The organism is Alcaligenes sp. (assembly GCF_050255915.1).
GTDB classification, from domain to species: Bacteria; Pseudomonadota; Gammaproteobacteria; order Burkholderiales; family Burkholderiaceae_B; genus Alcaligenes; species Alcaligenes aquatilis.
In genome coordinates this window covers 53,882-79,487 of record NZ_JBFWIQ010000012.1, presented here as the reverse complement: position 1 = coordinate 79,487, position 25,606 = coordinate 53,882, and the positions used below count along the sequence as shown (strand labels likewise).

Annotated in this window: 26 protein-coding genes and 1 tRNA gene; 10 read left to right on the top strand and 17 right to left on the bottom strand. The window is 56.1% G+C overall.

The features are described 5' to 3' along the window. Positions 1-669, bottom strand: coding sequence for a heme exporter protein CcmB (gene ccmB / locus AB7E06_RS15070; RefSeq protein WP_094195627.1), 669 nt, complete (start codon positions 667-669; stop codon positions 1-3). Then, positions 663-1,283 (bottom strand): cytochrome c biogenesis heme-transporting ATPase CcmA, encoded by a 621-nt coding sequence (ccmA, locus tag AB7E06_RS15065; RefSeq protein ID WP_108728103.1) that lies wholly within the window; start codon positions 1,281-1,283, stop codon positions 663-665. Before ccmA ends, ccmB begins: the two co-directional genes overlap by 7 nt. Before the next feature lie 222 nt (positions 1,284-1,505). Here ccmA and AB7E06_RS15060 point away from each other — a divergent pair, with 222 nt between their 5' ends. Further along, positions 1,506-2,042, top strand: coding sequence for an ureidoglycolate lyase (locus tag AB7E06_RS15060; RefSeq protein ID WP_094195625.1), 537 nt, complete (start codon positions 1,506-1,508; stop codon positions 2,040-2,042). A gap of 45 nt (positions 2,043-2,087) precedes the next feature. On the opposite strand, the gene cynR is transcribed toward AB7E06_RS15060, so the two are convergent. Next, positions 2,088-2,975 (bottom strand): transcriptional regulator CynR, encoded by an 888-nt coding sequence (gene cynR, locus AB7E06_RS15055; protein ID WP_094195624.1) that lies wholly within the window; start codon positions 2,973-2,975, stop codon positions 2,088-2,090. A gap of 108 nt (positions 2,976-3,083) precedes the next feature. On the opposite strand from cynR, the gene AB7E06_RS15050 reads away from it, so the two are divergent. After that, entirely contained in the window at positions 3,084-3,734 is a 651-nt protein-coding gene (locus AB7E06_RS15050) for a carbonic anhydrase (protein WP_094195623.1), read from the top strand. Positions 3,735-3,838: 104 nt separating this feature from the next. On the opposite strand, the gene AB7E06_RS15045 is transcribed toward AB7E06_RS15050, so the two are convergent. Continuing rightward, positions 3,839-4,480: a DsbA family protein gene (locus AB7E06_RS15045; RefSeq protein ID WP_094195622.1), complete on the bottom strand. Its 642-nt coding sequence runs from the start codon at positions 4,478-4,480 to the stop codon at positions 3,839-3,841. A 488-nt stretch (positions 4,481-4,968) separates the two neighbouring features. Between AB7E06_RS15045 and AB7E06_RS15040 the strand changes: the two genes are divergently transcribed. Continuing rightward, positions 4,969-6,582, top strand: coding sequence for an ABC-F family ATP-binding cassette domain-containing protein (locus AB7E06_RS15040; protein ID WP_427957462.1), 1,614 nt, complete (start codon positions 4,969-4,971; stop codon positions 6,580-6,582). A 403-nt stretch (positions 6,583-6,985) separates the two neighbouring features. Here the strand turns inward: AB7E06_RS15040 and AB7E06_RS15035 are convergent, their stop codons facing one another. Beyond that, the gene (locus AB7E06_RS15035; RefSeq protein WP_094195620.1) at positions 6,986-7,870 is read right to left on the bottom strand and encodes an EamA family transporter; all 885 of its coding nucleotides are present in this window, start codon (positions 7,868-7,870) and stop codon (positions 6,986-6,988) included. 122 nt (positions 7,871-7,992) lie between these two features. Between AB7E06_RS15035 and AB7E06_RS15030 the strand changes: the two genes are divergently transcribed. Beyond that, positions 7,993-8,790 carry an AraC family transcriptional regulator gene (locus AB7E06_RS15030; protein WP_108728111.1) on the top strand — a complete coding sequence of 266 codons (798 nt, stop codon included), beginning with the start codon at positions 7,993-7,995 and terminating at the stop codon, positions 8,788-8,790. Positions 8,791-8,922: 132 nt separating this feature from the next. On the opposite strand, the gene AB7E06_RS15025 is transcribed toward AB7E06_RS15030, so the two are convergent. The 12 genes from AB7E06_RS15025 to AB7E06_RS14970 form a co-directional block, all read right to left on the bottom strand. Next, positions 8,923-9,573 (bottom strand): DUF799 domain-containing protein, encoded by a 651-nt coding sequence (locus AB7E06_RS15025; protein ID WP_427957460.1) that lies wholly within the window; start codon positions 9,571-9,573, stop codon positions 8,923-8,925. 11 nt (positions 9,574-9,584) lie between these two features. Then, a complete protein-coding gene (locus AB7E06_RS15020; protein ID WP_230019009.1) occupies positions 9,585-10,007 on the bottom strand; it encodes a DUF4810 domain-containing protein in 423 nt (140 codons plus the stop codon). 9 nt (positions 10,008-10,016) lie between these two features. Further along, positions 10,017-10,700, bottom strand: a complete 684-nt coding sequence (locus AB7E06_RS15015; protein ID WP_094195616.1) for a CsgG/HfaB family protein — start codon at positions 10,698-10,700, stop codon at positions 10,017-10,019. Between the two features lie 310 nt (positions 10,701-11,010). Further along, a complete protein-coding gene (gene ychF, locus AB7E06_RS15010; protein WP_094195615.1) occupies positions 11,011-12,102 on the bottom strand; it encodes a redox-regulated ATPase YchF in 1,092 nt (363 codons plus the stop codon). A gap of 131 nt (positions 12,103-12,233) precedes the next feature. Next, a complete protein-coding gene (locus AB7E06_RS15005; protein ID WP_094195614.1) occupies positions 12,234-13,055 on the bottom strand; it encodes a CPBP family glutamic-type intramembrane protease in 822 nt (273 codons plus the stop codon). 3 nt (positions 13,056-13,058) lie between these two features. Beyond that, entirely contained in the window at positions 13,059-13,655 is a 597-nt protein-coding gene (pth, locus tag AB7E06_RS15000) for an aminoacyl-tRNA hydrolase (RefSeq protein ID WP_094195613.1), read from the bottom strand. A gap of 128 nt (positions 13,656-13,783) precedes the next feature. Then, positions 13,784-14,383 carry a 50S ribosomal protein L25/general stress protein Ctc gene (locus AB7E06_RS14995; protein WP_094195612.1) on the bottom strand — a complete coding sequence of 200 codons (600 nt, stop codon included), beginning with the start codon at positions 14,381-14,383 and terminating at the stop codon, positions 13,784-13,786. Positions 14,384-14,479: 96 nt separating this feature from the next. After that, positions 14,480-15,430 (bottom strand): ribose-phosphate pyrophosphokinase, encoded by a 951-nt coding sequence (locus tag AB7E06_RS14990; RefSeq protein WP_162496912.1) that lies wholly within the window; start codon positions 15,428-15,430, stop codon positions 14,480-14,482. 104 nt (positions 15,431-15,534) lie between these two features. Continuing rightward, a tRNA-Gln gene (locus AB7E06_RS14985) sits at positions 15,535-15,611 on the bottom strand. Between the two features lie 5 nt (positions 15,612-15,616). After that, entirely contained in the window at positions 15,617-16,555 is a 939-nt protein-coding gene (gene ispE / locus AB7E06_RS14980) for a 4-(cytidine 5'-diphospho)-2-C-methyl-D-erythritol kinase (RefSeq protein WP_094195610.1), read from the bottom strand. Between the two features lie 20 nt (positions 16,556-16,575). Then, a complete protein-coding gene (locus AB7E06_RS14975) occupies positions 16,576-17,172 on the bottom strand; it encodes an outer membrane lipoprotein LolB (protein ID WP_321267713.1) in 597 nt (198 codons plus the stop codon). Continuing rightward, the gene (locus AB7E06_RS14970; protein ID WP_238988589.1) at positions 17,169-18,914 is read right to left on the bottom strand and encodes a tetratricopeptide repeat protein; all 1,746 of its coding nucleotides are present in this window, start codon (positions 18,912-18,914) and stop codon (positions 17,169-17,171) included. Before AB7E06_RS14970 ends, AB7E06_RS14975 begins: the two co-directional genes overlap by 4 nt. Positions 18,915-19,036: 122 nt before the next feature. Here AB7E06_RS14970 and mutM point away from each other — a divergent pair, with 122 nt between their 5' ends. The 6 genes from mutM (at position 19,037) to fahA (ending at position 25,522) form a co-directional block, all read left to right on the top strand. Beyond that, positions 19,037-19,864: a bifunctional DNA-formamidopyrimidine glycosylase/DNA-(apurinic or apyrimidinic site) lyase gene (gene mutM / locus AB7E06_RS14965; RefSeq protein WP_094195607.1), complete on the top strand. Its 828-nt coding sequence runs from the start codon at positions 19,037-19,039 to the stop codon at positions 19,862-19,864. A 164-nt stretch (positions 19,865-20,028) separates the two neighbouring features. Next, on the top strand, positions 20,029-20,985 hold the full coding sequence (locus AB7E06_RS14960) for an MBL fold metallo-hydrolase (protein ID WP_094195606.1): 957 nt from the start codon (positions 20,029-20,031) through the stop codon (positions 20,983-20,985). Positions 20,986-21,009: 24 nt separating this feature from the next. Next, entirely contained in the window at positions 21,010-22,683 is a 1,674-nt protein-coding gene (locus tag AB7E06_RS14955; protein WP_125277090.1) for an FAD-dependent oxidoreductase, read from the top strand. Beyond that, positions 22,671-22,880: a DUF2783 domain-containing protein gene (locus AB7E06_RS14950; RefSeq protein ID WP_009461092.1), complete on the top strand. Its 210-nt coding sequence runs from the start codon at positions 22,671-22,673 to the stop codon at positions 22,878-22,880. Before AB7E06_RS14955 ends, AB7E06_RS14950 begins: the two co-directional genes overlap by 13 nt. A gap of 15 nt (positions 22,881-22,895) precedes the next feature. Beyond that, the gene (gene hmgA, locus AB7E06_RS14945) at positions 22,896-24,200 is read left to right on the top strand and encodes a homogentisate 1,2-dioxygenase (RefSeq protein WP_094195604.1); all 1,305 of its coding nucleotides are present in this window, start codon (positions 22,896-22,898) and stop codon (positions 24,198-24,200) included. Beyond that, positions 24,197-25,522 (top strand): fumarylacetoacetase, encoded by a 1,326-nt coding sequence (gene fahA, locus AB7E06_RS14940; protein ID WP_094195603.1) that lies wholly within the window; start codon positions 24,197-24,199, stop codon positions 25,520-25,522. The genes hmgA and fahA overlap by 4 nt, the downstream gene beginning before the upstream one ends. Positions 25,523-25,606: the final 84 nt, after the last annotated feature.

Genomic DNA, 25,606 nt, shown 5'->3' with positions numbered 1-25,606 from the left:
TTACTCAAGAGCAAGGCGCAACGCCGCTGCCGTAGCAAGTGGCGCAAAGAACAAAGCCAACAGTAAAAAAGCGGCCAGAACGGACAGATGCGCTTGTGCACCCAACCCGGCCTGAACCGCTTGCACCGCCCCCGCCCCAAAGACCAGAACGGGAACGTAAAAGGGCAAAATCAATAGAGCCAGCAAGACACCTGCTGAACGCAAACCCAGCACCAAGGCCGCGCCAATCGCCCCCAACAAGGTCAGGACGGGCAGCCCCAGCGCCAGGGACACCATCAACACACCCAGACTGGACGTAGGCAGACTGAATTGCAGCCCCAGAATGGGAGCCAACAACAGCAACGGCACGCCAGTCAAAAAGGTATGCGCCAACACCTTGCCCAAAACCCAGAGGCTAAGCGGCAAATGGGAAAACAGAACCTGCTCCAACGCGCCGTCCTGCTCGTCCTGTTCAAACAGGCGGCTTAATGACAGCAGCGTGGCCAGCAAGGCCGACACCCACAGCACACCCGGGGCCATCTTGGACAACAAGGCCGCATCTGCTCCCACGCCCAAAGGGAACAGGCTGCACACCACCAGAAAGAAAACCAGGGGAATCAGCACATCGCCGGGCCGACGCATCGCCAAGCGCCACTCGCGCTTCATCAAGGCTAAAAAGAGATTCAACATGCCTGCCCCAGATCCAGGTGCTGCACCTCCAAATCCCAGGGCAAGGTCTGGTGACTGGTCAGAATGACAGCGCCCTGTTTGTGCAAATGCTGTGCAATCAACTCGCCCAGAAACTTCTGACCGGCACTATCCAGCGCGGTCAGTTGCTCGTCCAGAATCCATAAGGGACGGTTGCTGAGCGCCAGACGCACCAAAAACACACGGCGGCGTTGCCCTGCCGACAACTGCCTTACCGGCACTCGACGGTAAGCCAGCAAACTGCCTGCCAGCAGCGCCTGATCACAGGCGTCCCGCTCCAAAGGAACACGATCCTGCATAAGCAGGCTATCCAGGTTTTCTTGCACCGATAAGCTGCCATTCAAGCCGGGGGCATGGCCGCCGTACACAAGCTGTTGCCGGTAATCGCTATCGTTGCTTTGCACAGGTCGGTCGCGCCAGATCAGTTGGCCTTCATCGGCCTGGGCGATATTGGCCAAGATACGCAGCAAGCTGGTTTTGCCGCTACCATTGGGCCCACTGACCAAAAGGCATTGGCCAGCGTCAAGCCTTAGGCTCAGCTCGGAGAACACACGACGCTGGCCCCGTTTACAGGTCAGCGAAACAGCGTCAAGCACAGCACCTCCTTATCAAGAAAGCAGACAGAGCGAAGCCGCCCATCGAAAAAGGCGGCTTGCTTAGCTCGCTAAGTAATGACGAGCCTCTTTCAAGACAGGGGATACCTGACTTAGTTCCGCAATAACCGTCAGAAACTCAAGCTTATTGATCTAGGCCAATCCTGACCCGAGTTGCCATTTTTGCTAATATGCCGCCATAGCACTTTCTTCACGTGATTGATCATGAATACTTCAATTAATCTGGTTCCCCAGCCGCTAAGCCCAGAGGCGTTTGAGCCTTATGGCTGGATGTTAGGGAAAGGCTTGGCTACTGCACCTGCGACGGCTGCTTTCAGCAATGCCGCCACAGACTTTTGGCACGAACATGCGTTTGACACAGGTCAAAACAAGCAGACCGAAGTGTTATGGGTGAATTACCGTATTCAGGATCCCACCATCACAACCCTGGAAAATCACCTGCTGACGCAACAGGCACTGATCCCGCTGACTGGCGAAGTGATCCATATCGTGGCCGAAAGCACAGCCGAAGGCGGCCCGGATTTATCCACCCTGCAAGCCTTCCGCATTGCTCAAGGGCAAGGTGTGTGCATGCGGCCCGGTTGCTGGCACAGCAGCCGTGTTGCCCAGGGTGAAGTGACCTGTTTGATGTTGACACGCATGTCAACCACAGTCGATCTGGTCGCCCATTTGAACGAGGGCAAACCGGCTGTAGAAAGCGAGCTGCGCCCTCTGGAGCAAAGTGTGCTGGTGTCGCTATAAGGTGCCTGCAGTAGCGCATCACAATCGCTCTGTCCGACACCTACTTTAAAACGTCGATGCCGCGCCGTATTTCAGCGCCAGCTCAATAAAGGCGCGCATGGCAGCGGACTGGTAAGCGCCCTTGCGCTGCATCAAAATAGCCCGCCGTTGTGGCGGGGCCGGTTCCAGACTCACCGCCACCAAATACTCGCTATTGCTGGCAATCGCAGCAGGCAGCAAGGTCGCCAGACCCGTGCGCCGCACCACCTCGATCACGGCATTGAGGGAGTTCGACTCCATCGATACCTTCAAGTCCAGATCATGCTGTCGGCAATAACGTTCGATCTGTTCACGTGTGGCAAATTCCGGCGTTAGCAACACCAAGGACTCACGCGTCAAGGTGTCTCTATCAATGCTGCGTCGCTCGGCCAAAGGGTGGGTACGACTCATGACCAACGCCAAGGTCTCCACCAATAATGGCTGGAACTCCACCGCAGTTGACGTGGGCTTTTCAAAAGCAATACCAATATCCAACTCGTCCTCGACCAGTTGCGTTTCCACGCGCTCCTGCAACATTTCCTGCACCACCAGGCGCACATTGGGATAGCGCCGGTAAAAGGCCTCCACCAAAGGACCAATCAGGTAAGAAGTAAACGTCGGTGCCACCGCCACACGCAAGGAGCCTCGACTCAAGTCACTGACATCATGCAAGGCCCGCCGTCCTTCTTCCAGATCCTGCAAGGCTTGGCGGGCATAACGCAGATAGACCTCACCCGCATCCGTTAAACGCACCAGCCGCCCAGTACGATCAAACAGTTGCACGCCCAGATGTTCCTCCAGCTGACGCACCTGTTGTGACAAGGCCGGCTGAGACACGTGCAAGGCACGCGCAGCGCGGGTAAAGCTTTGATACTGGGCAACCGCCAGAAAGTAATTAAGATGGCGCAAAAGCATACAGGGCCTTTCTATAAGTAAACCCAATGGAAAGCATCAGAATTCGGTATTTTACCTTATGACCATGAAGCGTTAATCTTCTATCCAAGCCGAACTACAAGGACAAGGATGAAAGACATTATCGACGGTTTCCTGAAATTCCAACGGGAAGCCTATCCCAAGCGCGCCAAGCTCTTCAAAAATCTGGCCACACAACAAAACCCCCGCGCTTTGTTTATCTCTTGCTCCGATAGCCGTCTGGTCCCAGAGCTGGTGACACAACGTGAACCCGGTGATCTGTTCGTGATTCGTAACGCTGGCAACATCGTTCCCTCCTACGGCCCGGAACCCGGTGGGGTGACCGCCTCGGTGGAATATGCCGTGTCCGCCCTGCGCGTGTCCGATATCGTGATCTGTGGTCACTCGGACTGTGGCGCCATGACCGCGATTGCTTCCTGTCAGTGCCTGGACCACATGCCCGCCGTGGAGCACTGGCTGCGCTATGCCGACTCGGCACGTCTGGTAAACGAAGCCCGCACCCACGCCAACGAGCAGGAACGTATTGCTTCCATGGTGCGTGAAAACGTGGTGGCCCAACTGGCCAATATCCAGACCCACCCTTCGGTGCGTCTGGCCATGTCCGAAGGCCGCTTGACCTTGCATGGCTGGGTCTACGACATTGAGTCGGGCACCATCGACGCCTATGACGGTGGCAGCATGAAGTTTGTGTCCTTGGCAGACAACCCGGATGTATGTGTTGCGCCCTTAAGACGCGGCTAAGCCCTCCCAGGTTTGAATAGAAAACGCCATGCTTTTGCATGGCGTTTTTAATTGCTCCTTGCCAGCCTTTTAGCCAAGCGCAGCACACTATGGCTACATGTTGATCAGCCCAACAAGGAGTCCAAGGACTGATTCAGCATTTCCAAAGGGGTCCCAACCGCAGGTAGCGGCGTCACTTCTCGACCATCCACAAACAATAAGGTCGGATAGGATTGCACGCCCAAGGCTCGCGCCAACGCGAAGTCCGCCAAGGCTTGCTCCCGACCTGAACCGTCAGTCAAATGGCGTCGAACCATCTCCACATCCAGACCACCAGCAGCGGCAATCCCCAGGCAGACCTCCTGATCCGACAAGCTGCGTCCGTTCACATAGAAGGCCTGCTGTAACTCGTGTACCCAATGAATGGCCCGCTCCGAGTCTTGCGCACGCAACACAGCCAAGGCAGTTGCCGCATCCAGAGAGTCCATAACCGTAGTCCCTTCCTCTGCCAAAGCTTGATAAGCAGCCCCAAACCTCGCCCCTGTCATTTGCGTGATGCGCTTGTTGGACTCGGAAATATAAGGGTAGCGGGACATGGGAGCAGCCCGATCACCCACGAACAAGCCCCCTGAAACGGCGGTAAACGGTATTCGGTGCTTGTTGGCCACCTCGAACTCGACCATGCGTTCGGCAAAACCCCAGCACCAACCGCAATACACATCCTGCACATACACAATCGAGCGGGCGGGTAAATTGAACGTGTTCATGGCATTCCTTCAAAATGGTGTGGCTTCCCGGAATGGGAGAGAAAAGGCACTCCTGATCCTGGCCTCCAGACATGAAACGACGCAGAGGATGAAAAGCCGAGAACTCCACTTTATTGAATAAACGTCAGGAAATAAACTTCGTTTCCTGCTGGGTGGCCGTCTCGCGCGGCTCGTTATTTCAAGCGATCTACAGCAACAAAGCCCCCACCGCGCTGAGACCGATAAGACAAGATCTCCAAACCGTAAGACAAGCCCAGGCTTCTGAACCCAAACCAGCTCCTGTGATGAGATGACACGACTTTCAATGCTCTCTTGAGAGCCCGGCCGGCTTTACCTTCCCGGCAAAATCCTTTTATAGTGTGGCTTCGACTCATTTCCCCTGAGGTATTCGTCCAATGCGCCACTAATGCCGCCGTCCCCTAGACGGCCAGTCTCCACCCACCCCCATCACGCAGGGGGAGTTCTTGGCATTAATGAAAGCATCTCGTATGACGAATCCTTATCTGACGCTGGAAGGCGTCTCCTATACCTTGCCGCAAGGCAAGACTCTGTTTTCCCAACTGAACGAAACCTTCGACTCGCGGCGCACAGGCCTGGTCGGACGCAATGGCGTGGGCAAAACCATTCTGGCTCAAATCCTGGCTGGGCAACTCCAACCCAGCAGCGGCCGTTGCCTGCGATCGGGAAAAGTCCATTATCTGGCGCAGCAAGTGGCGTCCGTCAGTGGCTTGCGCGTCGCTGATCTGGCGGGCGTAGGCCCAACCCTGGACGCACTGGCCCGGATTGAAGCTGGCAGTAGTGCCGTGGAAGACTTCAATCTGATCGAAGACCGTTGGGATATTCGGCAGCAATTGCAAGAAGCGCTGGAGCGCAATGGTTTAGGGCATCTCAATGCCGAGACACCTGCCGAAACGTTAAGCGGCGGCCAGGCTATGCGAGTATCGCTGATCAATGCCTTGCTGTCTCAGGCCGATTTCCTGATTCTGGATGAACCCAGCAACCACCTGGATCGCAACAACCGGCTTGCCTTGATCGAGCAATTACGACACTGGCCCCACGGCCTGCTGCTCATCAGCCATGACCGCCAACTGCTGGACACAATGGAGCGCATTGTGGAGCTATCTTCCCTGGGGCTGCGTAGCTATGGCGGCAATTACAGCCACTACGCCGAACAGAAAGCCCTGGAACAGCAAAGCGCCATGAACCAACTGGAGCACCGCAAGCTGGAACGTCAGCGCGCGCAAAGCACCATGCAAGAGCAACGCCAACGGCAAGAGCGTAGACAGGCACGCGGGAATCAACAAGGCAAGCAAGCCAATCAGGCCAAAATCCTGCTGGACAGGCAAAAGGGCCGCAGTGAAGCCACCACCGGCAAACTGCACCAGCAACACGTGACGGCTCAAAAGCAGTTAGCACAACGCATACAGGAAGCCGCCGAATTGATTGAGCAGGACAGCACCATCAATCTGCACGCCCTACCCTTGATGCCGCTGACCCGTCAGCGCGTTGTGGAACTGGATGAGGTGAAACTCCCCTATGTCCCGGCCGACCAAACCCCAGTCACGCTGCTACTAAACGGCCAGCAACGGGTAGGGGTCATAGGCCCGAACGGCTGCGGGAAATCCACGCTGCTCAAGGTCATTGCAGGCCAAGTGGAACCGCTTGCTGGACACTGCAAAGTCGTGCCACAACATGTTTATCTGGATCAGGGCTTGGCCGATCTGGATCCACAGCAAACCGTGCTGGAACAGATACAGGCCGTCAACCGCAAAAGCAGCGAGGGTGACTTACGCATGCGTCTGGCACAACTGGGACTGGATGCCCAAAAAACCATCGGCCCCAGCGGTGCCTTGAGCGGTGGCGAGCGGCTAAAAGCCGCTCTGGCCTGCGTGCTGTACGCTGATCCCCCACCACAACTGCTGCTTCTGGATGAACCTAGCAACCACCTGGACCTGCCGTCCACCTTGGCCCTGGAAACCATGTTGAACAGCTACCAGGGCACGCTGATGGTGGTTTCGCACGACGATGCCTTCATGAACAATCTTGGGCTGACGAAGCGCCTGGAATTTAGTGAGGAAGGTTGGAGCTTGCGGCCTTGGTAGCAAGCACAAACACCAGTGACTCGCCCCCGCTATCTTGGCTGCGACCACTGAGGGCGGTGGATCCGAGGGCCGAATTCAGCAGCAATTGCCCACTAACAACAAGGTCTTGAAGCTACTGTGCTTAGCGAATTGAAATATCACGATCAAACTCACTGCCTCTATGCGAGAAACCTGACGCTTTCCAAAGCATCAAAGCCGCGTGATTTTTGACGCACCCTTACAAAGCCTGCTTAAGGCTCCCAAGTAGTTCCTGCGCCAAACGTTCTGCTTCCTCTCCCCTTGTGTCACAGCGATCCGCCACCTCACCGACATAAGCCAGACGCGCATACTCCAAAGTCTAGGCTGGCTCCGTAGACAGCTTCTCGTACAAGGACTTTGCGCCTACTGGCAAACCCCAAAGCTCCTAACGCGTCGCTGAATAGGAAACCGGACGCACCGGCCCTTTATAAAGCCCAAAGGCCAGACCCGCAATAATGGCGCTGATAGACAGGGCCTCCACAAAGCTAACCTGCTCGCCCAGTATCAGCATGGAACTACCCAGCCCAAACACCGGGATCAACAAAGACAAAGGCGCCACCGTGGAAACCGGGTACAGCTTGAGCAAGGAATTCCAGCCCCAGTAAGAAAAATGCGTCGCCAGATAGACCTGAAACAGAATCGACATGACCGAAATCAGGTTGATCGCCTCTGGCAAGGTGGTGAAAGGCTCGGCCCCATGCAGCCAGTACGAGACGATAAATAGCGGGATAGACGGGAACAAGCTGGCCCACACCATGAACGAGAAAATCTCCTTCACACCAGAGAGCTTGATGATCACATTCCCGATACTCCAGGACACGGCACTGAGCACGACCAGCACCAGCCCAAAGGTGGCATCCCCACCACCTTGCGACAAGAGGATCCCCACCAGCCCCACAAACGCGATCACGGCTCCCAGCAACTGCGTGGCTCGCAAGCGCTCCTTGAACAGCAAGGCGCCCCAGCCCATGGTAAAGAAGGCGCTAAGCTGAATCAGCAGCGAGGCCACGCCCGGATGGACACCCACCTCAATGCCATAGTTGATAATCCCCCACATGCCCAGGCCAAAGATAAAGCCATAAATGACGACATAGCGGAATGGAATATTCGGCTTGGGGATAAAGAACACCAACGGCAAAGCCGCCAAGGTAAAGCGTATCCCCGTCAGCAGAAAAGGCTCCATGGATAGCAGCCCCAGCTTGGTGATCGGGAAATTCACTCCCCAAACCAGCGTGACCAAAATGGCAAGAATCAGGTGTTTTTTTTGCATGTCCGACAGCTCCAGACAAGACCGGGGGTTCGAATCCCCGAGTCGTTAAATGTCTGGTGATCTTACGAAGGCCTGCCCTTTCACACCTTTAAAAGCGGGTCAGTTTTTGGCAAAATTGGGCCATGAGTATTTCTCTGAATGACTACCCTCTGGAAAACTCGAACTGGGATGTGGAAGTCAGCCTGCGCGCCTTCACATCAGGATCGATTTTTCCCAACCACGTGCACCAGTGCGGGCAACTGGCTTATGCGGCGTCGGGGGTCCTGTCGATGTTCACGGAGAAAGGAAATTGGGTAGTGCCCAGCAAACGGGCGCTGTGGGTACCTCCGGGTGTGGCGCATGAAATGCACATGCGCGGTGATGTCACCATGGTGAACACTTATCTGACACCCCAAGCCATCGAGCAGGCGCAACTGCCGGATAATTGCCAGGTGTTCGGCGTCTCCCCCCTGCTGCGGCACCTGTTCAGCGCGGCCATGGAGCTACCGGCTGAACGGACTGACTGCGGACGTACTCATCACGTCATTGGGTTGCTGGTGGAAGAAATCCGGCTGATGCCCAGACTGGGCCTGAGTGCTCCCCTGCCCTCTGACAGCAGATTAGGGGCCGCATGCCAGCGCTTTCTGGATAATCCGACCCAGAACATCTCTACAGACGAAATGGCCGCCTGGGCCATGCTAAGCCGCCGCACCTTCACCCGCCGCTTCAAGGAGCATATGGGCATGACCTACCTGGCCTGGCGGCAGCAAATGTGCCTGCTGGTGTCAATTACTCGTTTGGGGAATGGGGAGCCGATAACCCGAGTGGCCTCGGATCTGGGCTTTAGCAGCCCCAGCGCGTTTTCTACTATTTTTCGTCGTGCATTAGGGCAGCCGCCCAGTCAGTATCTGGCGACGAGCAGGGAAACGCCGGTTTATTGAGCGGATGTGTTGCTTGAGCAAGCAGCAGGAAGATGATCAGGCGATTGCTTGAAAGCAAAACACCCGATGAGTTTCATCGGGTGTTCAGTCCATAAGGTGCTGACGAATACTGCCCAGTGGGCAGGGCTCACATTACTGTGTTTCGTAATGCGGCGAACGGGGGCCATAAAGTATGCCGCCAGGCTGGCCTGCGCTAAGCAGCGCCTGGTTTGTCATCCCGGCCACCTGATAGCCACGATCCGACAAGGTGTTGATCACCTGATCGACCACAGCCTGAATCAACATGCCCAGAATCCCACCACCACTACCACCCGCATAGCTGACCAACTTCTGTCCGCTCCACAGCTTGGTACCCGTGCGCAGATCTACCAAGTCGGCCTCAATACTAACTGTGACCGTACTGGCCAGCACGACGTACTGCGCACCGTACTCTTTCACCGTCATATATAGTGCCGAGTCTGCGCCAAATATCTCGCGCAATTTGGGTGCTGGCACATCGTGGATATCTGTTGGTGTGACCAACCCGTTCTGCCTAAACGTTTCTTCCATCACCGCGACAGGCAGGATGTAGTAACCGGACTCTGCCAATGGCATGGTCGCTTGCGACAGCACCGCCGAAGTGGCAGCCACATCCACAGAATCGTTAAGCGGCGGAAGCACCAGAATAGAAGCAGGTTTGCTTTCACGAAATGCCGAGTAGTCAACTTCGGCCTGTGGAGCAGCACACCCTACCAAAGTCATCGCCAGGGATAGCATTGCTACCCGCATCAAATTATTGATCATGGAATAACCTTTTATTGAGCTTGGGCGGGTACATCTGCTTGCGCCGTGGTGTGGCGCAACAAGAAGTTCATGAATGGCGACGACTCCGGGAAAGCATTCTTTTCGCCTTCCCATTGCTCCACGGCCTTCGCTCCATCACCCAGCTTCAAATAGAGCAAGCCCAAATGTGCTCGAAAACCGGGCGGCAAGGCCTGGTCAGTCGCACGCGCCGACTCTACATTCTCTTCAAGAGTTTGGACTTGTGCTGCATAGTCCTCACCCTCTTCTTGCAGATACGCATACACCATAGGCTGGTAAGAGTCCCAGCTATACAGGCTTTTGGGTTGTGCGCAGGCCGTCAGCACACCGACTGACAGGCAGATACCCGCCCAGCGCAGACCACGCCACAGGCGCGGACACCGTGGGGCCTTGTTGGAAAACATAAGTGAACTCATGGCCGCCTCTTATTTGCCAGCAGGCTTCCAGGCGCCTCGTTCAATGCCTTCGATCAAGTGATCAACCGCTTCACGAATAGCCAGATCTAGGACTTTCCCGTTCAGGGTGGAGTCGTAGCCGGCAGTGCCACCAAAGCCAATGACTTCCCGGTTCGACAAAACGTATTCACCCGCACCCGAAGCAGAGAAAACCACTTCCGATGTGCTGACATCGACCACATTCAGATCAACCTTGGCATAGGCCGTCTGTTCCTTGCCGCGCCCGAGAATCCCGAACAACTGCTGGTCCCCAGTCACTTTGCGGCCAAACGCCGTCACGTCGCCCGTCACAACGTAACGCGCTCCCTTGATCTGACTGGCTTGTTTATTGAAACCCGCCTCTTGAGCAATCTCGGACAGGTTGTCACGATCCAGCACCTGGAAACGGCCTGTTTGCTGCAAATGGCTAGTCAGGATTGTTTTGGCTTGTCCTCCCAAACGATCCACGCCGTCGGAAAACACACCACGCAAGTAGTTGGTACGGTTATCAAACTTACCAATGGAAATCGGGCTACGCTCACCTTGGTAGGTAGCACGAGTGGCTGCGGCTGCCGTTGTTGGAACAACTACACTTTGTGAGCGCTCGGTAGCGCATCCTGCGATTACAGCAGACAGGCTGAGCACCACGCCCACCTTGATCAAACCATTCAGCATCGTATCTCCAAGTACGTAGGTCATAGCACATACCAACGCTATGCATTAGAACAAGCGAGCCGACACTATAACAAAAAGATACACTTTGGGCTTTGCGTTTTCCCTAGGGGAAAACGCCTTCGATTCTTTATGGGCAGATACCGGGCATCATGTTGGCCACTGATCATATTGGTGGTGATGCAAAGTGCTGTTTTCAGACATCAATGAACAAAAAACGCTTGGAAGGCCAATATGTATGGCAAGCCCTTGATTTCAAAAGGTCTAACCATACACACGGCACTACCAAGCGTTCCTGACTTCTGAAAAATCCTTAGACGTTGAACAGGAAGTTCAGCACGTCACCATCTTTCACTACATATTCCTTACCTTCAGCGCGCATCTTGCCCGCTTCCTTGGCGCCTTGCTCACCTTTGCAAGCGACAAAGTCCTCAAAGGCGATGGTCTGTGCACGAATGAAACCACGCTCGAAATCAGTGTGGATCACGCCAGCGGCTTGAGGGGCCGTGTCACCCACGCGGATCGTCCAGGCGCGAACTTCTTTGACGCCTGCAGTGAAGTAGGTTTGCAGACCCAGCAGGCTGTAGGCGGCGCGGATAACACGGTTCAGGCCGGGCTCTTCCATGCCCAGGTCGGACAGAAATTCGAGCTTGTCGGCGTCGTCCAGTTCAGCGATTTCAGCTTCTACGGCAGCACAGACGGCCACCACTGGAGCGCCATCAGCCGCAGCGTAGTTCTGCACGGCTTCCAGGTGCGGGTTGTTGGTAAAGCCATCTTCTTTCACGTTAGCCACGTACATAGTGGGCTTGGCGGTGATGAAGCCATAGGATTTAATCTGGTGCAGCTCGTCTTCGTCCAACTTCAGCGAACGCACGGACTTGCCTTCGCCCAGCGCTTTCTCGATACGTTCGAGCAAGGCTACCAGCTTGGCAGCGTCTTTATCGCCTGAGCGAGCCAGCTTCTGATTACGGTGTAAGGCTTTTTCAACCACACCCAGGTCAGCCAGCGCCAATTCGGTGTTGATGATTTCGATATCAGCCAGGGGGTCCACTTTACCGGCTACGTGAATGACGTTCTCATCGGCAAAACAGCGCACTACATGCACGGTAGCGTCGGTTTCGCGGATGTTGGCCAGGAACTGATTACCCAAACCTTCGCCCTTGGAAGCACCAGCAACCAGACCAGCGATGTCTACAAATTCCACCACGGCAGGCAAAATGCGCTCGGGGTTCACAATCTTGGCCAGATCTTGCAAACGCTGATCTGGAACCTCGACCACGCCGACGTTCGGTTCGATGGTGCAGAAAGGGTAGTTTTCAGCCGCAATGCCGGCTTTGGTCAGAGCGTTGAACAGAGTGGATTTACCAACGTTGGGCAAGCCAACGATGCCGCATTGCAGTGCCATGAGTATCCTGAAAATCAAAGAGTTATATAAACGATGCGCTATTGTAGCGCCCTTGGGCGCTACAGAGCCTGCAGACGGATCAGAACAGTCGTGCCGGGGACACAGGATAGCGCCTTGAAACGCGGGCTTGCTTAGACAGGAATGCCGTCAAACAGCTTGAGCAGGCCAATAATCAGCAAGACCGGGCCACCATTAAAGATGGCATGAAGTACGATCGAGGCACCAATGCCGCGACGCACTCGCAGCCAGGCCAGTACCAGCCCTGTCAGGCATTGGGGCAACACCAGCAAAGGCAGCAAATACCAGCTCATGCTGTTGAGCTGAAAGTTATACAAATGCAGCGCGCCAAAGGCCAGTGTTGCACCATAAAACACCCAGGGAAAGAAACGCCAATAGCGTCGCATAGACGAAAAGCGCCACGCCCTTCCCTGCAAGGCACCCACCAGTTTGCGCCACCAACGGCTGCCGGCGGGCAAAGCCTGGCGTGGCATGCCGGTATAACGGCTAATCCAGACCGCCAGGCACAAGACCAGCAAACCTTGTATCAACCACCAGCTTGGTCCCTGAAACATCAGAAACACCGCCAGCGGAACAACTGTCAGCCATTGTGATGGCCGTCTAAGCACAAAACGAAAAACCAGTTCTTCCACAATAGGTGCCCAGATAATGGCTTGCACCCAGGGAATACGCGTCGGGTCCAGACGATGCTGCGCACCGCCCACACCCGCTACCGAGACAGCAATTGGCCCCAGTACCAGCGCATTAATCAACCAAAGCATGCCCGCCCATTGCAGCAGACGCTTCCAGGGCAAGGGGGCAAACCAGTCCAGATACCAGCCATCGCCCTGCGCTCTGCCAGGCAAGCGTCGGGCGCTGCGTGGGTGACGCAGAAAGTAAAAGAAATCTTTAAGCTCGTCCCGGAAACGCATCTGGCTGCTTGGCGCTGGCTTCATGCGTCAAGCCTTCTGGGGTGCATAAAGCTGGCGGGTCGCCTGCTCAAAGTCGCCACGCAGCAAAGCAGGCATCATGACTCGGCAACGATTCATACCGTCTTCAATCTCACGCAGCTCTTCATTGCGGGGGGTATGCAGAACAAAATTCACCACTTGCTGAGCCAGGCCCAAGGTGCGGGGGTGACCAATGCCTAAGCGCAAGCGCCAGAAATCTGGTGTACCAAAGGCAGACTGGATGTCACGCAGACCATTATGTCCGGCGTGTCCACCGCCTTTTTTTATCTTGACCTGACCCGGCAATAAATCCAGCTCATCGTGCAGAACCAGCACTTGTTCGGGCTTGAGTTTGTAAAAACGCATCAAAGCACCGGCGGCTTGTCCGGACTTGTTCATGAAGGTAATAGGTTTGGCGATGATGACGTTCTCACCTTCAAAACGCGCTTTAGCCACCCAGGCGAAAAAGGACTTTTCCAGGTTGAACGTCGCATGCAGATCATCGGCCAACTGGTCTGCCAACCAAAACCCCGCATTGTGACGGGTGGTTTCATACTCGGGGCCAGGATTACCCAGGCCAACAATCAAACGGATAGGCTCAGACATGAATGTTTTCGCAGAAAGCGCCTACGCCAGCAAGGGCGCAGGCACAAATAACAAACCCCCGCCAGCATACGCTGACAGGGGTTGATTCGCCAAGCTGCAAGCCGACCGAAGCCGGCTGGCAATCTTGATTACTCGGCGCTTTCTTCTGTTTCTTCCGAAGCAGCAGCACCACCGCCAACTGGCAAAGCAGCAGCCAGCAGAGGGTTGGTGTCATTGCCAGCGTAAGTCACGCCACGTGGCAGCTTGATGCTGTCCAGGTGCAGGTTGGCGTTGGCAGTCATGCCGCTCAGGTCCACAGTGATGGACGCAGGCAGGTTAGCTGGCAAGCAGGTGATTTCCAGCTCGGTCAGGATGTGGCTGATGACTTGGCCGCTCAGCTTGACGGCTGGGCACACATCGCCACCTTCAAAGTTCAGAGGAACTTTGGTGGTAATAGCTTGCGAAGCCAGAACGCGTTGGAAATCAACGTGCAGAACTTGCTGTTTGTAGGGGTGCCACTGAACCGAGCGCAACAGCACTTTCTCAGCTTTGCCGTCCAATTCCATGGTCAGGATGGAAGCGTGGAAGGCTTCTTTGCGCAGGTTGTGGTAAATCTCGTTATGATCCAAAGAGATCACGACGGGCTGTTCTTCGCCACCGTAAACAATAGCAGGAACTTGGCCAGCGTGACGCAGGCGGCGGCTCGCACTCGTACCTTGTACATCACGCGACGTAGCGGTGAATTTCATGGAAAACTCCAATTTGCAGGATCATAAGATCACTGCGAAAAAACGGTAGTTGCCTACCTAGTTGACGTACGCCGCGACCAGCGCACGCTAAAAAACTTAGTCAGAGAACAAGGAGCTGACGGACTCGGCGTTCGAGATGCGCAAGATGGTCTCGCCCAACAGAGCTGCACAGGACAGCTGGCGAATCTTGCTGCACTCGCGAGCCTTGGCGGACAAAGGAATGGTGTCCGTCACCACCAGCTCGTTCAACTGGGAATGCGTAATACGTTCGATGGCCTCGCCCGAGAGCACAGGGTGCGTACAGTAGGCGTAAACCGCCTTGGCACCGCGCTCTTTCAGGGCTTCAGCCGCTTTGCACAGCGTACCGGCCGTATCCACCATGTCGTCCATCAAAATGCAGGTGCGTCCGTTGACGTCACCAATGATGTTCATGACTTCGGATACGTTGGCACGTGGGCGGCGCTTGTCGATAATGGCCAGATCCACTTCCAGTTGCTTGGCCAGTGCTCGTGCGCGCACCACACCACCGATGTCAGGCGAGACAACCACCATGTCCTGGTAGTTACAGCGCCAGATATCGCCCAGCAAAATGGGGGAAGCGTAGATATTGTCGACAGGGATATCGAAGAAACCCTGGATTTGGTCAGCGTGCAGATCCATCATCATGACACGATCAACACCGACCACTTGCAACATATTGGCTACGACCTTGGCAGAGATCGACACACGCGCCGAACGGGGGCGTCGATCCTGGCGGGCATAACCAAAGTAAGGGATGGCAGCGGTGATGCGACCGGCCGAAGCGCGGCGCAAGGCATCGACCATCACCATGATTTCCATCAGATTGTCGTTGGTGGGAGCACAGGTGGGTTGCAGAACAAAAACATCGCGACCGCGCACGTTCTCGTTGATTTCAACCATGGCTTCCCCGTCAGAGAAGCGACCCACCGTCATTTTCCCCAGCGACATATCAAGGTGGTTGACGACATCGACAGCAAGGCGAGGATTAGCCGTGCCGGTGAAGATCATGAATCGGTCTTGTGCCATGATGGGAGATAGATTTTGATGCAGGAAAAGCAAAGCTGTTGATCGAGACCCCTACAAGGAAACGACTCAACAGCTTTACATTATCGCAGGCTAGGCCTGAAAGGTGGCTGGGGAAGAAGGATTCGAACCTTCGCATGCTGGAATCAAAATCCAGTGCCTTAACCAGCTTGGCGATTCCCCAAATGCTTACTTAATCCAGTAGCGTAGCGGATGATCTTGCAATCCTGAACAAACCCAAGTTTGTTCGACCAGCAATTTACCACCACTTGTTTCTGCGCTACCAGAAAAATCTATTTTACTGCTATTTCGATCAATTTCAACCTGACCGATCTTGGCGCTTTGCTTGTCTCTGCATTCAACAAACAAACAAGAACCTGAGCCCGTCATTCTAGCATTCAATTTTAAACTTTGCAAACCCTGCTTTAAATTTTTTAAATCAGGGTAAAGACTGAATGCGACTGACTCCAGATTATTTCTACCAAAATAAGGATTATTATCCTTGGCTTGCCAGAATTTTTCTTGCCAATCAGTAAAGAACGTCATTGTGATGGGTTTTTCATCACGTGTCAAGCATTCGGAGCTAAATATTTTCCCCGTGGATATAAATTGCGGTGGACGGATAATGATGTAATCCCGGGGCGGCATCTGAATGGCTTGCAGTTGCTCGCCCACCCCTTGCGCAAAAGCAGCCTGTCCAAAGACAAAAACCGGCACATCAGCACCCAGGGGCAAGCCAATATCCATCAAGGCCTGACGGCTCAGGCCCAGGTTCCATAAACGGTTCAAGGCAATCAAGGTCGTGGCCGCATCGCTGGAGCCACCGCCCATCCCTGCTCCTGAAGGAATGTTCTTGATACAAGAGATGTCTACGCCTTGCCGGGTGCCTGTCGCTTGTTGCAGGGCGCGAGCGGCTTTGATCACCAGATCCTGTTCAGGCTCTACATCACTCAAGGTGCTGTGTGTCCGATGGATCTGCCCGTCGCTGCGTGGCACAAAGCTTAGGTAATCATTCAGATCGACGAAACGAAAGGCGGTTTGCAAAAAGTGATAGCCGTCTTCACGACGCCCGGTAACGTGCAAAAACAGATTGATCTTGGCCGGAGCCGGGACGTTGTAGAGCGCCATTACACAAACCTGCTCGGGCTTTACTGATCCACAACCAAACGCACGCTGATGGAGCGGTTGGCTTCGTGTCGATTCAATTGCAGCAAACGCGGGCCTTGTTCGTCGTAACGCGACAGCGTCACACGCCAGCCGGACTGCTCGAAACTGCTCAGCTTTTGTTGATCGTCTCTGCGCTCGCGTTGAACAGGGGCACTGCCCGTGCGGCCATGCAGCCAGTCACGCAAGCCTGCCACAGGAACGGGACTGCCCAAGACCTGTTCAACCAGGGCATCGGGATGGGAGGCAACTTCCTGACTGCCATCCGTGCGCTCCAGCAGGGCCTGACCTGGCAACACCCAGACACGCGCCAAGGTATTGCCCAAAGGATTGCTCAGGTCCAACATCAGCTTGCGACCATCATCGCGCCAGGAAAAGCCCCCCTGCACAGCCTCCACCTGGGAACTGGAGTGAGTCACGCTCAGCGCAAAGCGACCGGAACGAGACAAAGCGCTTGCCGCTTGGGACGCATCTGCAGCATTGCCAACATCGGGTTTGGGCGGTGTCGCACATGCGCTTAGCAAGGCAAACAGGACCAAGGCCCCTGCCCAGCTCCAGACTCGCTGTTTCAAGATACTCACGGCAGCGGTACTCCCAGACGCTTAATGGTTTCTTTCAACGTTCGGTTTTCGGCGTCCTTGCTCAGAGCAGCCCGAAATACCAGCATGGCATCATCACGACGGCCTTTTACCCACAGCACTTCACCCAGATGGGCGGCAACGTCAGCTTCAGGCAGGCGCTCGTAGGAGCGCTGCAAATACTCCAGTGCCGCTTGCAGATCACCCATACGGAACAGGTACCAACCTACGCTATCCAGAATATAGGGATTGTCCGGCTCCAGCTCCATCGCGCGTTCCAGCAAGTCCTGAGCCTCGTCCATGCGACGATTCTGATCCGCATAGGTGTAGCCCAAGGCGTTATACGCATTGGCATGGTCCGGGCGCAGTTCAATGACACGACGCATCAAGGCTTCAAACTTGTCGTGCTTGGCACGCTGCTCGTACAGCATGGCCAGGTTGTATTTGATCTCAGCGCTATCGGGCAACTCACGATCGGCGCGCTCCAGCACTTCCAGCGCCTGATCGGTACGACCGCTCTCTTGGTAAATAGAGGAATACGTCAAAGCCACGACGACCTGTTCACTCATATCGCGTGGACGAGAGTTTTCCAAGGTAAGACGTGCTTGCGGCAGATTCCCTTGGCGGGCTTGCAGGACGGCTTTATGAATCTGGGCCTGAAAACGCAGCGCCGGTTCTTCTATCAAATCCAATTGACGAATCGCCTCGTTCATATCGCCTTGGGCTTCAGCGATTTGCACCAACGACAAACGCGCTTCGGAAATACTGGCCAAGGCGGTGTTAACGGCATCGTTCAAGGACTGGCGTCGCTGCTGCTGAACCGCAATATATTGCTCCAGCAATTTACGGGCTTGGTCATACTCTTTGGCACGAATATGAATTTCAGCCTGGGTATACAACAGATCAAAATCTTCGGGATTGGCACGCTGCAAGGCCCCCACAATAGCCTGGGCTTCGCCAAACTGCTGGCGCTCAACCAGACGGTTGGCCAGCAATAGTTGCAGCTTGCGGCTGTCCGGGTTGTCTCGCACAAAAACGCGGGCACTTTGCAAAGCAGCCGAAGGATCAACTTTGATACCGTATTCCAGCACGCGCTGCGCGGCCGCTTCAGAATGTGGGTCCAGTTTCAGGGCTTCACGCGCTTCACGTTCCGCACGGTTCACATCACCGGCACTCCAGGCGGTGTCTGCCAAAGCCAGACGAGCGATAGGCAAGGAACGTACGGGCTGCTGCAAGGCCTTGTCCAGCACTTCCAGCGCTAGACGACGATCCACCATTTTGCTGACCATGCTCATGGCCTGCACCACGGCTTGCTCTTTATCCTGGGCACGGGAGATACGCAGCCACAAGGCATCGGCCAAACCTTCAGTCTGACCGCTGGAGGCTTCCAGCGCCAGGGCCGTCGCTTTGGCTTCGGGATCGTTGGGGGCCAGCAAGGCCCACTCTTTGGCCGCACGCAGCGCACGGCCTAAATCACGATCGGCCATGGCGTACTGAAAGGCACTTTGAGCCAGGCGCGGATCGCTGGTATCTCTTGCCAAAGCAAGAAACGTCTGGCTGGCAATATCATATTCACCGCGCGTCGCGGCGATCTCAGCAACCAAAATGCGATACAGAATATCCGGGGTCAAACCGACCAAGGGCAATTGCCCACTACGCAAACGGATGGTGTCTGCTGGCGGCTCCGCCTTGAGGATGGGAAGAGAGGTTTGTGCTTGCGCCGAAACCGCTGCAAGCAACGACATCAGGCCCAGCTTTAGTGCTAAGGTCAGAGCATTCATCCAGAAAAACCCGTGCCCTGATACGCGCGAGAAAACGCCCGATGGCACAATAAAGGAATCAGATTTGTTGATGGTATCACCCCCCCATGCCTGAACTGCCAGAAGTTGAAACAACTCGTCGCGGAATTGCGACGCTTATCCAGGGAAAAAATGTCCGACAATTCCTGGTTCACGAGCCTCGTCTGCGCTGGCCCGTGCCTGCCTGTTTACCGCAATGGATTGAAGGCCAGGCCGTCAACAATTGCACGCGTCGAGGCAAATACTTGTTGTTGCATTTTGAACAAGGCGTCCAGATCATCCATTTAGGCATGTCCGGCTCCTTGCGTCGTGTGGATCAGAACGAAGAACGCCGCAAACATGATCATGCGGAATGGATTTTTGATCAGGCCCGCTTCCTGCTGCACGACCCACGACGGTTTGGTGCGATATTATGGCACGCCCATAGGGACGGCCCTCTGGAAAACCACCCTTTACTACGTACTTTAGGGATCGAACCGTTTGATCCCTTGTTCACCCCGCAATACCTGCACCGCTACTTGCAAGGACGACGCATCGCCATCAAGCAAGCTCTACTGGGCGGCAAGATTGTGGTGGGGGTAGGCAATATTTATGCGTCCGAGTCCCTGTTCCTGGCCGGTATTCACCCCGAGCTGCCTGCCGGTGAGGTCTCCTTGCATCGCTGCGAAAAACTGCATTCGGCCATCTTGAGCACCTTGCAATCTGCCCTGGACTCAGGCGGCAGCACCTTGCGCGATTACGTCAACGCCAGTGGCGAACCGGGTGCCTACTTCGATATTCACGCCAATGTGTATGAGCGTGTGGGCAAACCCTGCACTCGCTGCCAACAGCCTATCAAACGGATAGTCCAAGGCCAACGCGCAACGTATTACTGCTCTCGCTGCCAGCGCCGCTAAGCCTCCTCTCCCCCCTCTCTAAAACACCTGATGCCCAATAAGGCAGGCAGGCGCTCGTCTGCCTGTTTCCCATTAAGCCTGCCCTATTCAGGTATTCACCTATATCTAACTGATTCACCATAAACTAATCTGACGCCATCCCTATCGACTGTGGAGTCATTTTCATGAGCAAGTCCTTCGCCTCGCATAACGACCTGGAAGACAAAGTCGTTGCCTTTGAAAAACTGTCCGACAACGCCTACGCCTATACGGCTGAGGGTGATCCGAATACGGGCATCATCATCGGTGACGAGGCCATTATGGTGATCGACACCCAGGCCACGCCTGTCATGGCTGAAGACGTGATTCGCCGCATCCGTGAAGTCAGCGACAAGCCCATCAAGTATGTCTTGCTGTCGCACTACCACGCCGTACGTGTGTTGGGCGCCTCGGCCTACGACGCCCAGGAAATCCTGGCCAGCCGCGACACCTACGACTTGATTGTGGAGCGCGGCGAGCAAGACAAGGCCAGCGAAATTGGCCGCTTCCCCCGCTTGTTCCGCAATGCCGAGTCCATTCCCCCCGGCCTGACCTGGCCCACCATGACCTTTGAAGGTCACATGACGGTAGACCTGGGCAATCTGGAAGTACACCTGATGCAAGTGGGCCGTGGCCACACCAAGGGCGACACCATTGCCTGGCTGCCCAAGCAGAAAATCCTGTTCGCCGGTGACCTGGTTGAATACCAATCCACCCCTTACGCCGGCGACTGCTACTTCCGCGAATGGCCCCGCACACTGGATCGCCTGGGCGAGTTCAACGCTGAACAAATGGTGCCAGGCCGTGGCCCGGCACTGAAAAATGCCACCGAGGTGCGTCAGGCTCTGGCCGGCACGCGCGCATTTTTGACAGACCTGTACGCCAGCGTGCAGCAAGGCGCGGCAGCCGGTAAAGATCTAAAGACCATTTACCGCGAAACCTACGATTTCATGAAGCCTCGCTACGCAGACTGGGTCATTTTTGATCACTGCATGCCCTTTGACGTGTCTCGTGCCTACGACGAAGTCAACGGTCACGAAGACCCACGCATCTGGACTGCCGAGCGCGATCTGGAAATGTGGAAACAGCTCGAAGGTCAGTAAGACGCAAGGCCAGGGAGAAAGAAAATGGGAGACATTAATTACCAGACCCTGGAGCTGACGCAAGCGCCCCCACCGGCTACCCATGCCCGCCACCCGGTGGTGGTGGTGGGTGCTGGCCCGGTGGGGCTAACCATGGCTCTGGATCTGGCGGCCAAAGGCCACCAGGTCGTGATTCTGGACGACGACACCAGTCTGTCCAAGGGATCACGGGCCATTTGCTTTGCCAAACGCACTCTGGATATCTGGGACCGATTGGGCGTGGGCTCACGCATGATGGACAAAGGTGTGTCCTGGAATGTGGGCAAGGTTTTTTTCCGCAACCAGGAAGTCTGGAGCTTTAATCTGCGGCCCGAAGAAGGCCACCAGCGCCCTGCCTTTATCAATTTGCAGCAGTACTACTGCGAAGGCTATCTATACGAGGCCGTCTGCGCCCAGCCCCTGATCGAGCTGCGTTCCGGCCATAAAGTGCTGAACGTGGTGAACCAGGCAGAAGGCGTGCATCTGGACGTAGAAACCCAGCAAGGCAATTACACCCTGGAAGCAGAATGGCTACTGGCCTGCGACGGCTCGCGCTCGGCCATTCGCCGTGCCTTGGGTGAAAGCAGCAGCGGACGCGTGTTCAAGGACCGTTTCCTGATTGCAGATGTGCGCATGCAGGCCGACTTCCCCGCTGAACGCTGGTTCTGGTTTGACCCGCCCTTCCATCCCAATCAATCTGTTCTGCTGCACAGCCAGCCGGACAATGTCTGGCGCATCGACTTCCAATTGGGCTGGGATGCCGACCCGGTTGAAGCCGTCAAACCCGAAAACGTGCTGCCCCGCATTCGCGCTCTCCTGGGGGCCGACGCCCCCTTTGAGCTGGAATGGGTCAGTATTTACACCTTTGCCTGCGAGCGCATGGAACGCTTCCGCCATGGCCGTATTCTGTTTGCCGGGGACTCGGCCCACCGTGTCTCGCCTTTTGGCGCACGCGGCGCCAATAGCGGTATCCAGGACGCCGACAATCTAGCCTGGAAGCTGAATCTGGTTCTGAATGCCCAGGCTCCCGACAGCCTGCTGGACAGCTATAGCCATGAACGTGAACTGGCCGCGGACGAGAACATCCGCCACTCCAGCCGTTCAACCGATTTCATTACCCCTAAAAGCGAAGTCAGCCGCCTGTTCCGTGATGCGGCCCTGATCCTGGCACGTCGCCACGCCTTTGCCCGTGTACTGGTCAATAGCGGCCGCCTGTCTTTGCCCAGCGCCTATCCGGACAGCCCCTTGAATACGGCTGACACACACGAGTTTTCTGCAAGTGCCACCGCGCTAGGCGCCTGCGTGCCCGATGCACCTGTTCAAAAGAACGGTCAGGACGATTGGTGGCTCGCTCAATTAGGAGCCGGTTTCACCCTGCTGGAGTTTGGCGAAGGCCAGGTCAAACAACCTGAAGCAATCGAGGAACTGGTCGCCCAAGGGCTGTTGACCCGCCTGCGCGTCTGGCCCGCAGGCACTAGCGCAGCCCAGGCCCAAGGCGGCATCATCGACAGCCAGGATATGCTGCGCCAACGTTACGACGCTCAGCCCGGTTCCTGCTATCTGATCCGCCCTGATCAACACCTGTGCGCCCGCTGGCGTCATCTGGACGGACAAGCTGTCCAGACTGCCATACACAAAGCCTGTGGCCATTTCCTGGAGAGTGCTTCATGTCTACACTGAATACCGATACCCCCCTGGAACGGGCTGACGATTTCTACCAAATGTTGATCGATGCCCACCAAGGCCTGAGCACGGCACAAAGTCATGCCATGAATGCCGCTTTGGTACTTTTGCTGTGCAATCATGTCGGCTCGCTGGATGTGATCAAGCAAGCCTTGGATGCCGCCCGCCAGACCTGCCTGGAGCAGGCTGCCTGAATCTGGAGACCCCTAATGAGCTCGTTGAACTATCAGATTGGTTTTGGTAACGCTTTTGCCACCGAGGCGCTGCCCGGTGCGCTGCCCATTGGACGCAATTCGCCCCAAAAGTGTCCGTATGGCTTGTATGCCGAGCAGTTGTCCGGCACAGCCTTTACCGCGCCGCGTGCCGACAACCGCCGCTCCTGGCTGTACCGCATTCGCCCCAGCGCCAAGCAAGGGGCATTTACGGCCTTTGAAGGCGCTCCTTATTGGAATGAAGACTTCGGACAAGGCCCGGCCAACCCCAACCGTTTGCGCTGGAACCCGCTGAATCTACCCGGCAAGCCAACCGATTTTCTGGCCGGCGTCCATACCTGGGCAGGCAATGGCAGCAGTGATTCGCAAAGCGGCATTGCCATCCATCTGTACGCCATCAACCAGTCCATGGGACGGCGCGTGTTCTATAACGCCGACGCCGAAATGATGTTCGTGCCTGAGCAGGGTCGCCTGCGTCTGGTCAGCGAACTGGGCATCATGGAAATCGAGCCTTGCGAGATTGCCGTCATGCCGCGTGGCGTACGCTTCAAGGTCGAGTTGCTGGACGACGTGGCACGCGGTTATCTGCTGGAAAACTTCGGTGCTCCCCTGCGTTTACCTGAACTGGGCCCGATCGGCTCTAACGGCCTGGCCAATGCCCGTGACTTCAAGACACCCGTGGCCTGGTATGAGGACGTGAACGAGCCTCATGAGCTGGTCACCAAATTCACAGGCGGCTTCTGGGTTGCCCAACTGACGCACTCACCGTTGGATGTGGTGGCCTGGCATGGCACGCACGCCCCCTACAAATACGATTTACGCGACTTTAACGTGATCGGCTCGATCAGCTATGATCACCCCGACCCGTGCATTTTCAGCGTACTGACCTCGCCCTCCGACACCCCCGGCACGGCCAACCTGGACTTCGCCATTTTCCCGCCACGCATTCTGGCCATGGAAAACACCTTCCGCCCACCGTGGTTCCACCGTAACTTCGCCAGCGAATTCATGGGACTGATACACGGTGTGTACGATGCCAAGGCCGACGGCTTTGCACCGGGCGGCTCCAGCCTGCACAATTGCATGAGCCCGCATGGCCCCGACGCCAACACCTTTGACAAGGCCAGCTCTGCGGACCTGAGCAAGGCGGACTATCTGCGCGGTACCATGGCCTTTATGTTCGAGACACGCAAAGTTATCCGCCCCTCGCCACAGGCCTTGCAAAGCGGCAGTCTGCAAGCCAATTACGATGCCGTCTGGGACGGACTGGAAAAACACTTCTCTACGGAACAAAAGGCATGACCCGACCTTATCTGAATGACACTCACGACCCCAAGCTGCAAAGCTGGGTGCCCGGCGCGAACGAGGCCGATAACGGTTTCCCCATCCAGAACCTGCCCTTTGCCGTGGCCCGTCGCCGTGACAGTCAGGAGGACTTTCGCGTCATGGTGGCCATTGGCCCTTACGCGCTGGACCTGGGGCTGTTGGCCAGCGATACTCCCTGGCACGGCCAAGCCGCCGACGCCTTGGCCGCTTGCGTCAAACCTGCACTCAATGAGCTGATGGCCTTGGGCCAGGAATACTGGAGCGCGCTACGTGCGGCCTTGTCGCATGACCTGCGCCAGGGTGCTTCGGCCGAGTCGCGCCTGCGCCCCATGCTGATCGAGCGCAGCAAGCTGGAATACGCCCTGCCCGCCCAAATTGGCGACTACACCGATTTCTACATTTCCGTGCACCACGCAACGGCGATAGGAAAACAGTTCCGCCCCGATGCGCCCTTGCTGCCCAACTACAAGTGGGTCCCGATTGGCTACCACGGTCGCGCCTCCAGCATCGGCGTATCCGGCCAGCAGTTCCCACGTCCTGTCGGCCAGACCCGCCCACCCGAGGGGCAGGAGCAGCCCAACTTTGGTCCTTGCCAACGCCTGGACTTCGAGCTGGAAATGGGCATTCTGATTGGCAAAGGCAACGAAGCGGGTCACCGTATCCCTATCGCTCAGGCAGACGAGCACGTTTTTGGTCTGTGCCTGTTCAATGACTGGTCGGCCCGCGATCTGCAGGCTTGGGAATACCAACCTTTGGGCCCTTTCCTGGCCAAGAACTTTGCCTCGACGATCTCCCCTTGGGTGGTGACGCTGGAAGCCCTGGCTCCCTTCCGTCGCCCATTCAACCGCCCCGAGTCCGATCCTCAGCCTCTGCCCTATTTGCAGGATCAGGCCAACCAAGAAAGTGGCGTTCTGGACGTGGAACTGGAGGTGTACCTGAGCACCGAGCAGTCTCGTCAGCAAAAGAAAGATCCGGCCTTACTCTCGCGCAGCAACTTCAAGGAAGCCTATTGGACCGTGGCCCAACTGGTCGCCCACCACAGCGTCAACGGCTGCAATCTGCAAACCGGCGACCTGCTGGGTACCGGCACCTTGTCCGGCCCAGCCAAAGGTCAGGAAGGCTCTTTACTGGAGATGAACCAGGGCGGTAAAAACCCCATTGATCTGCCTTGGGGCGAACAACGCAAGTTCCTGGAAGATCAGGACGAGATCATCTTGAAGGGCCAGTGCCGTCAAGAGGGCTACCCGACCCTGTCTTTCGGTGAGTGCGCCGGACGCGTATTGCCTGCCATACCTTAAGCACAGGCGGTCCATGCCTGCCAAGGTCTGATTGGCAAGAGACGCTTGCTTGTGAACGACACCCCGAAGCCCGCATCTGGCTTC

Excerpts from the sequence above, each read along its gene's own strand:
- ccmB (WP_094195627.1), bottom strand. The coding sequence starts at position 669 with ATGTTGAATCTCTTTTTAGCCTTGATGAAGCGCGAGTGGCGCTTGGCG.
- AB7E06_RS15060 (WP_094195625.1), top strand. The coding sequence starts at position 1,506 with ATGAATACTTCAATTAATCTGGTTCCCCAGCCGCTAAGCCCAGAGGCG.
- cynR (WP_094195624.1), bottom strand. The coding sequence starts at position 2,975 with ATGCTTTTGCGCCATCTTAATTACTTTCTGGCGGTTGCCCAGTATCAA.
- AB7E06_RS15050 (WP_094195623.1), top strand. The coding sequence starts at position 3,084 with ATGAAAGACATTATCGACGGTTTCCTGAAATTCCAACGGGAAGCCTAT.
- AB7E06_RS15045 (WP_094195622.1), bottom strand. The coding sequence starts at position 4,480 with ATGAACACGTTCAATTTACCCGCCCGCTCGATTGTGTATGTGCAGGAT.
- AB7E06_RS15040 (WP_427957462.1), top strand. The coding sequence starts at position 4,969 with ATGACGAATCCTTATCTGACGCTGGAAGGCGTCTCCTATACCTTGCCG.
- AB7E06_RS15035 (WP_094195620.1), bottom strand. The coding sequence starts at position 7,870 with ATGCAAAAAAAACACCTGATTCTTGCCATTTTGGTCACGCTGGTTTGG.
- AB7E06_RS15030 (WP_108728111.1), top strand. The coding sequence starts at position 7,993 with ATGAGTATTTCTCTGAATGACTACCCTCTGGAAAACTCGAACTGGGAT.
- AB7E06_RS15025 (WP_427957460.1), bottom strand. The coding sequence starts at position 9,573 with ATGATCAATAATTTGATGCGGGTAGCAATGCTATCCCTGGCGATGACT.
- AB7E06_RS15020 (WP_230019009.1), bottom strand. The coding sequence starts at position 10,007 with ATGAGTTCACTTATGTTTTCCAACAAGGCCCCACGGTGTCCGCGCCTG.
- AB7E06_RS15015 (WP_094195616.1), bottom strand. The coding sequence starts at position 10,700 with ATGCTGAATGGTTTGATCAAGGTGGGCGTGGTGCTCAGCCTGTCTGCT.
- ychF (WP_094195615.1), bottom strand. The coding sequence starts at position 12,102 with ATGGCACTGCAATGCGGCATCGTTGGCTTGCCCAACGTTGGTAAATCC.
- AB7E06_RS15005 (WP_094195614.1), bottom strand. The coding sequence starts at position 13,055 with ATGAAGCCAGCGCCAAGCAGCCAGATGCGTTTCCGGGACGAGCTTAAA.
- pth (WP_094195613.1), bottom strand. The coding sequence starts at position 13,655 with ATGTCTGAGCCTATCCGTTTGATTGTTGGCCTGGGTAATCCTGGCCCC.
- AB7E06_RS14995 (WP_094195612.1), bottom strand. The coding sequence starts at position 14,383 with ATGAAATTCACCGCTACGTCGCGTGATGTACAAGGTACGAGTGCGAGC.
- AB7E06_RS14990 (WP_162496912.1), bottom strand. The coding sequence starts at position 15,430 with ATGGCACAAGACCGATTCATGATCTTCACCGGCACGGCTAATCCTCGC.
- ispE (WP_094195610.1), bottom strand. The coding sequence starts at position 16,555 with ATGGCGCTCTACAACGTCCCGGCTCCGGCCAAGATCAATCTGTTTTTG.
- AB7E06_RS14970 (WP_238988589.1), bottom strand. The coding sequence starts at position 18,914 with ATGTCGTTGCTTGCAGCGGTTTCGGCGCAAGCACAAACCTCTCTTCCC.
- mutM (WP_094195607.1), top strand. The coding sequence starts at position 19,037 with ATGCCTGAACTGCCAGAAGTTGAAACAACTCGTCGCGGAATTGCGACG.
- AB7E06_RS14960 (WP_094195606.1), top strand. The coding sequence starts at position 20,029 with ATGAGCAAGTCCTTCGCCTCGCATAACGACCTGGAAGACAAAGTCGTT.
- AB7E06_RS14955 (WP_125277090.1), top strand. The coding sequence starts at position 21,010 with ATGGGAGACATTAATTACCAGACCCTGGAGCTGACGCAAGCGCCCCCA.
- AB7E06_RS14950 (WP_009461092.1), top strand. The coding sequence starts at position 22,671 with ATGTCTACACTGAATACCGATACCCCCCTGGAACGGGCTGACGATTTC.
- hmgA (WP_094195604.1), top strand. The coding sequence starts at position 22,896 with ATGAGCTCGTTGAACTATCAGATTGGTTTTGGTAACGCTTTTGCCACC.
- fahA (WP_094195603.1), top strand. The coding sequence starts at position 24,197 with ATGACCCGACCTTATCTGAATGACACTCACGACCCCAAGCTGCAAAGC.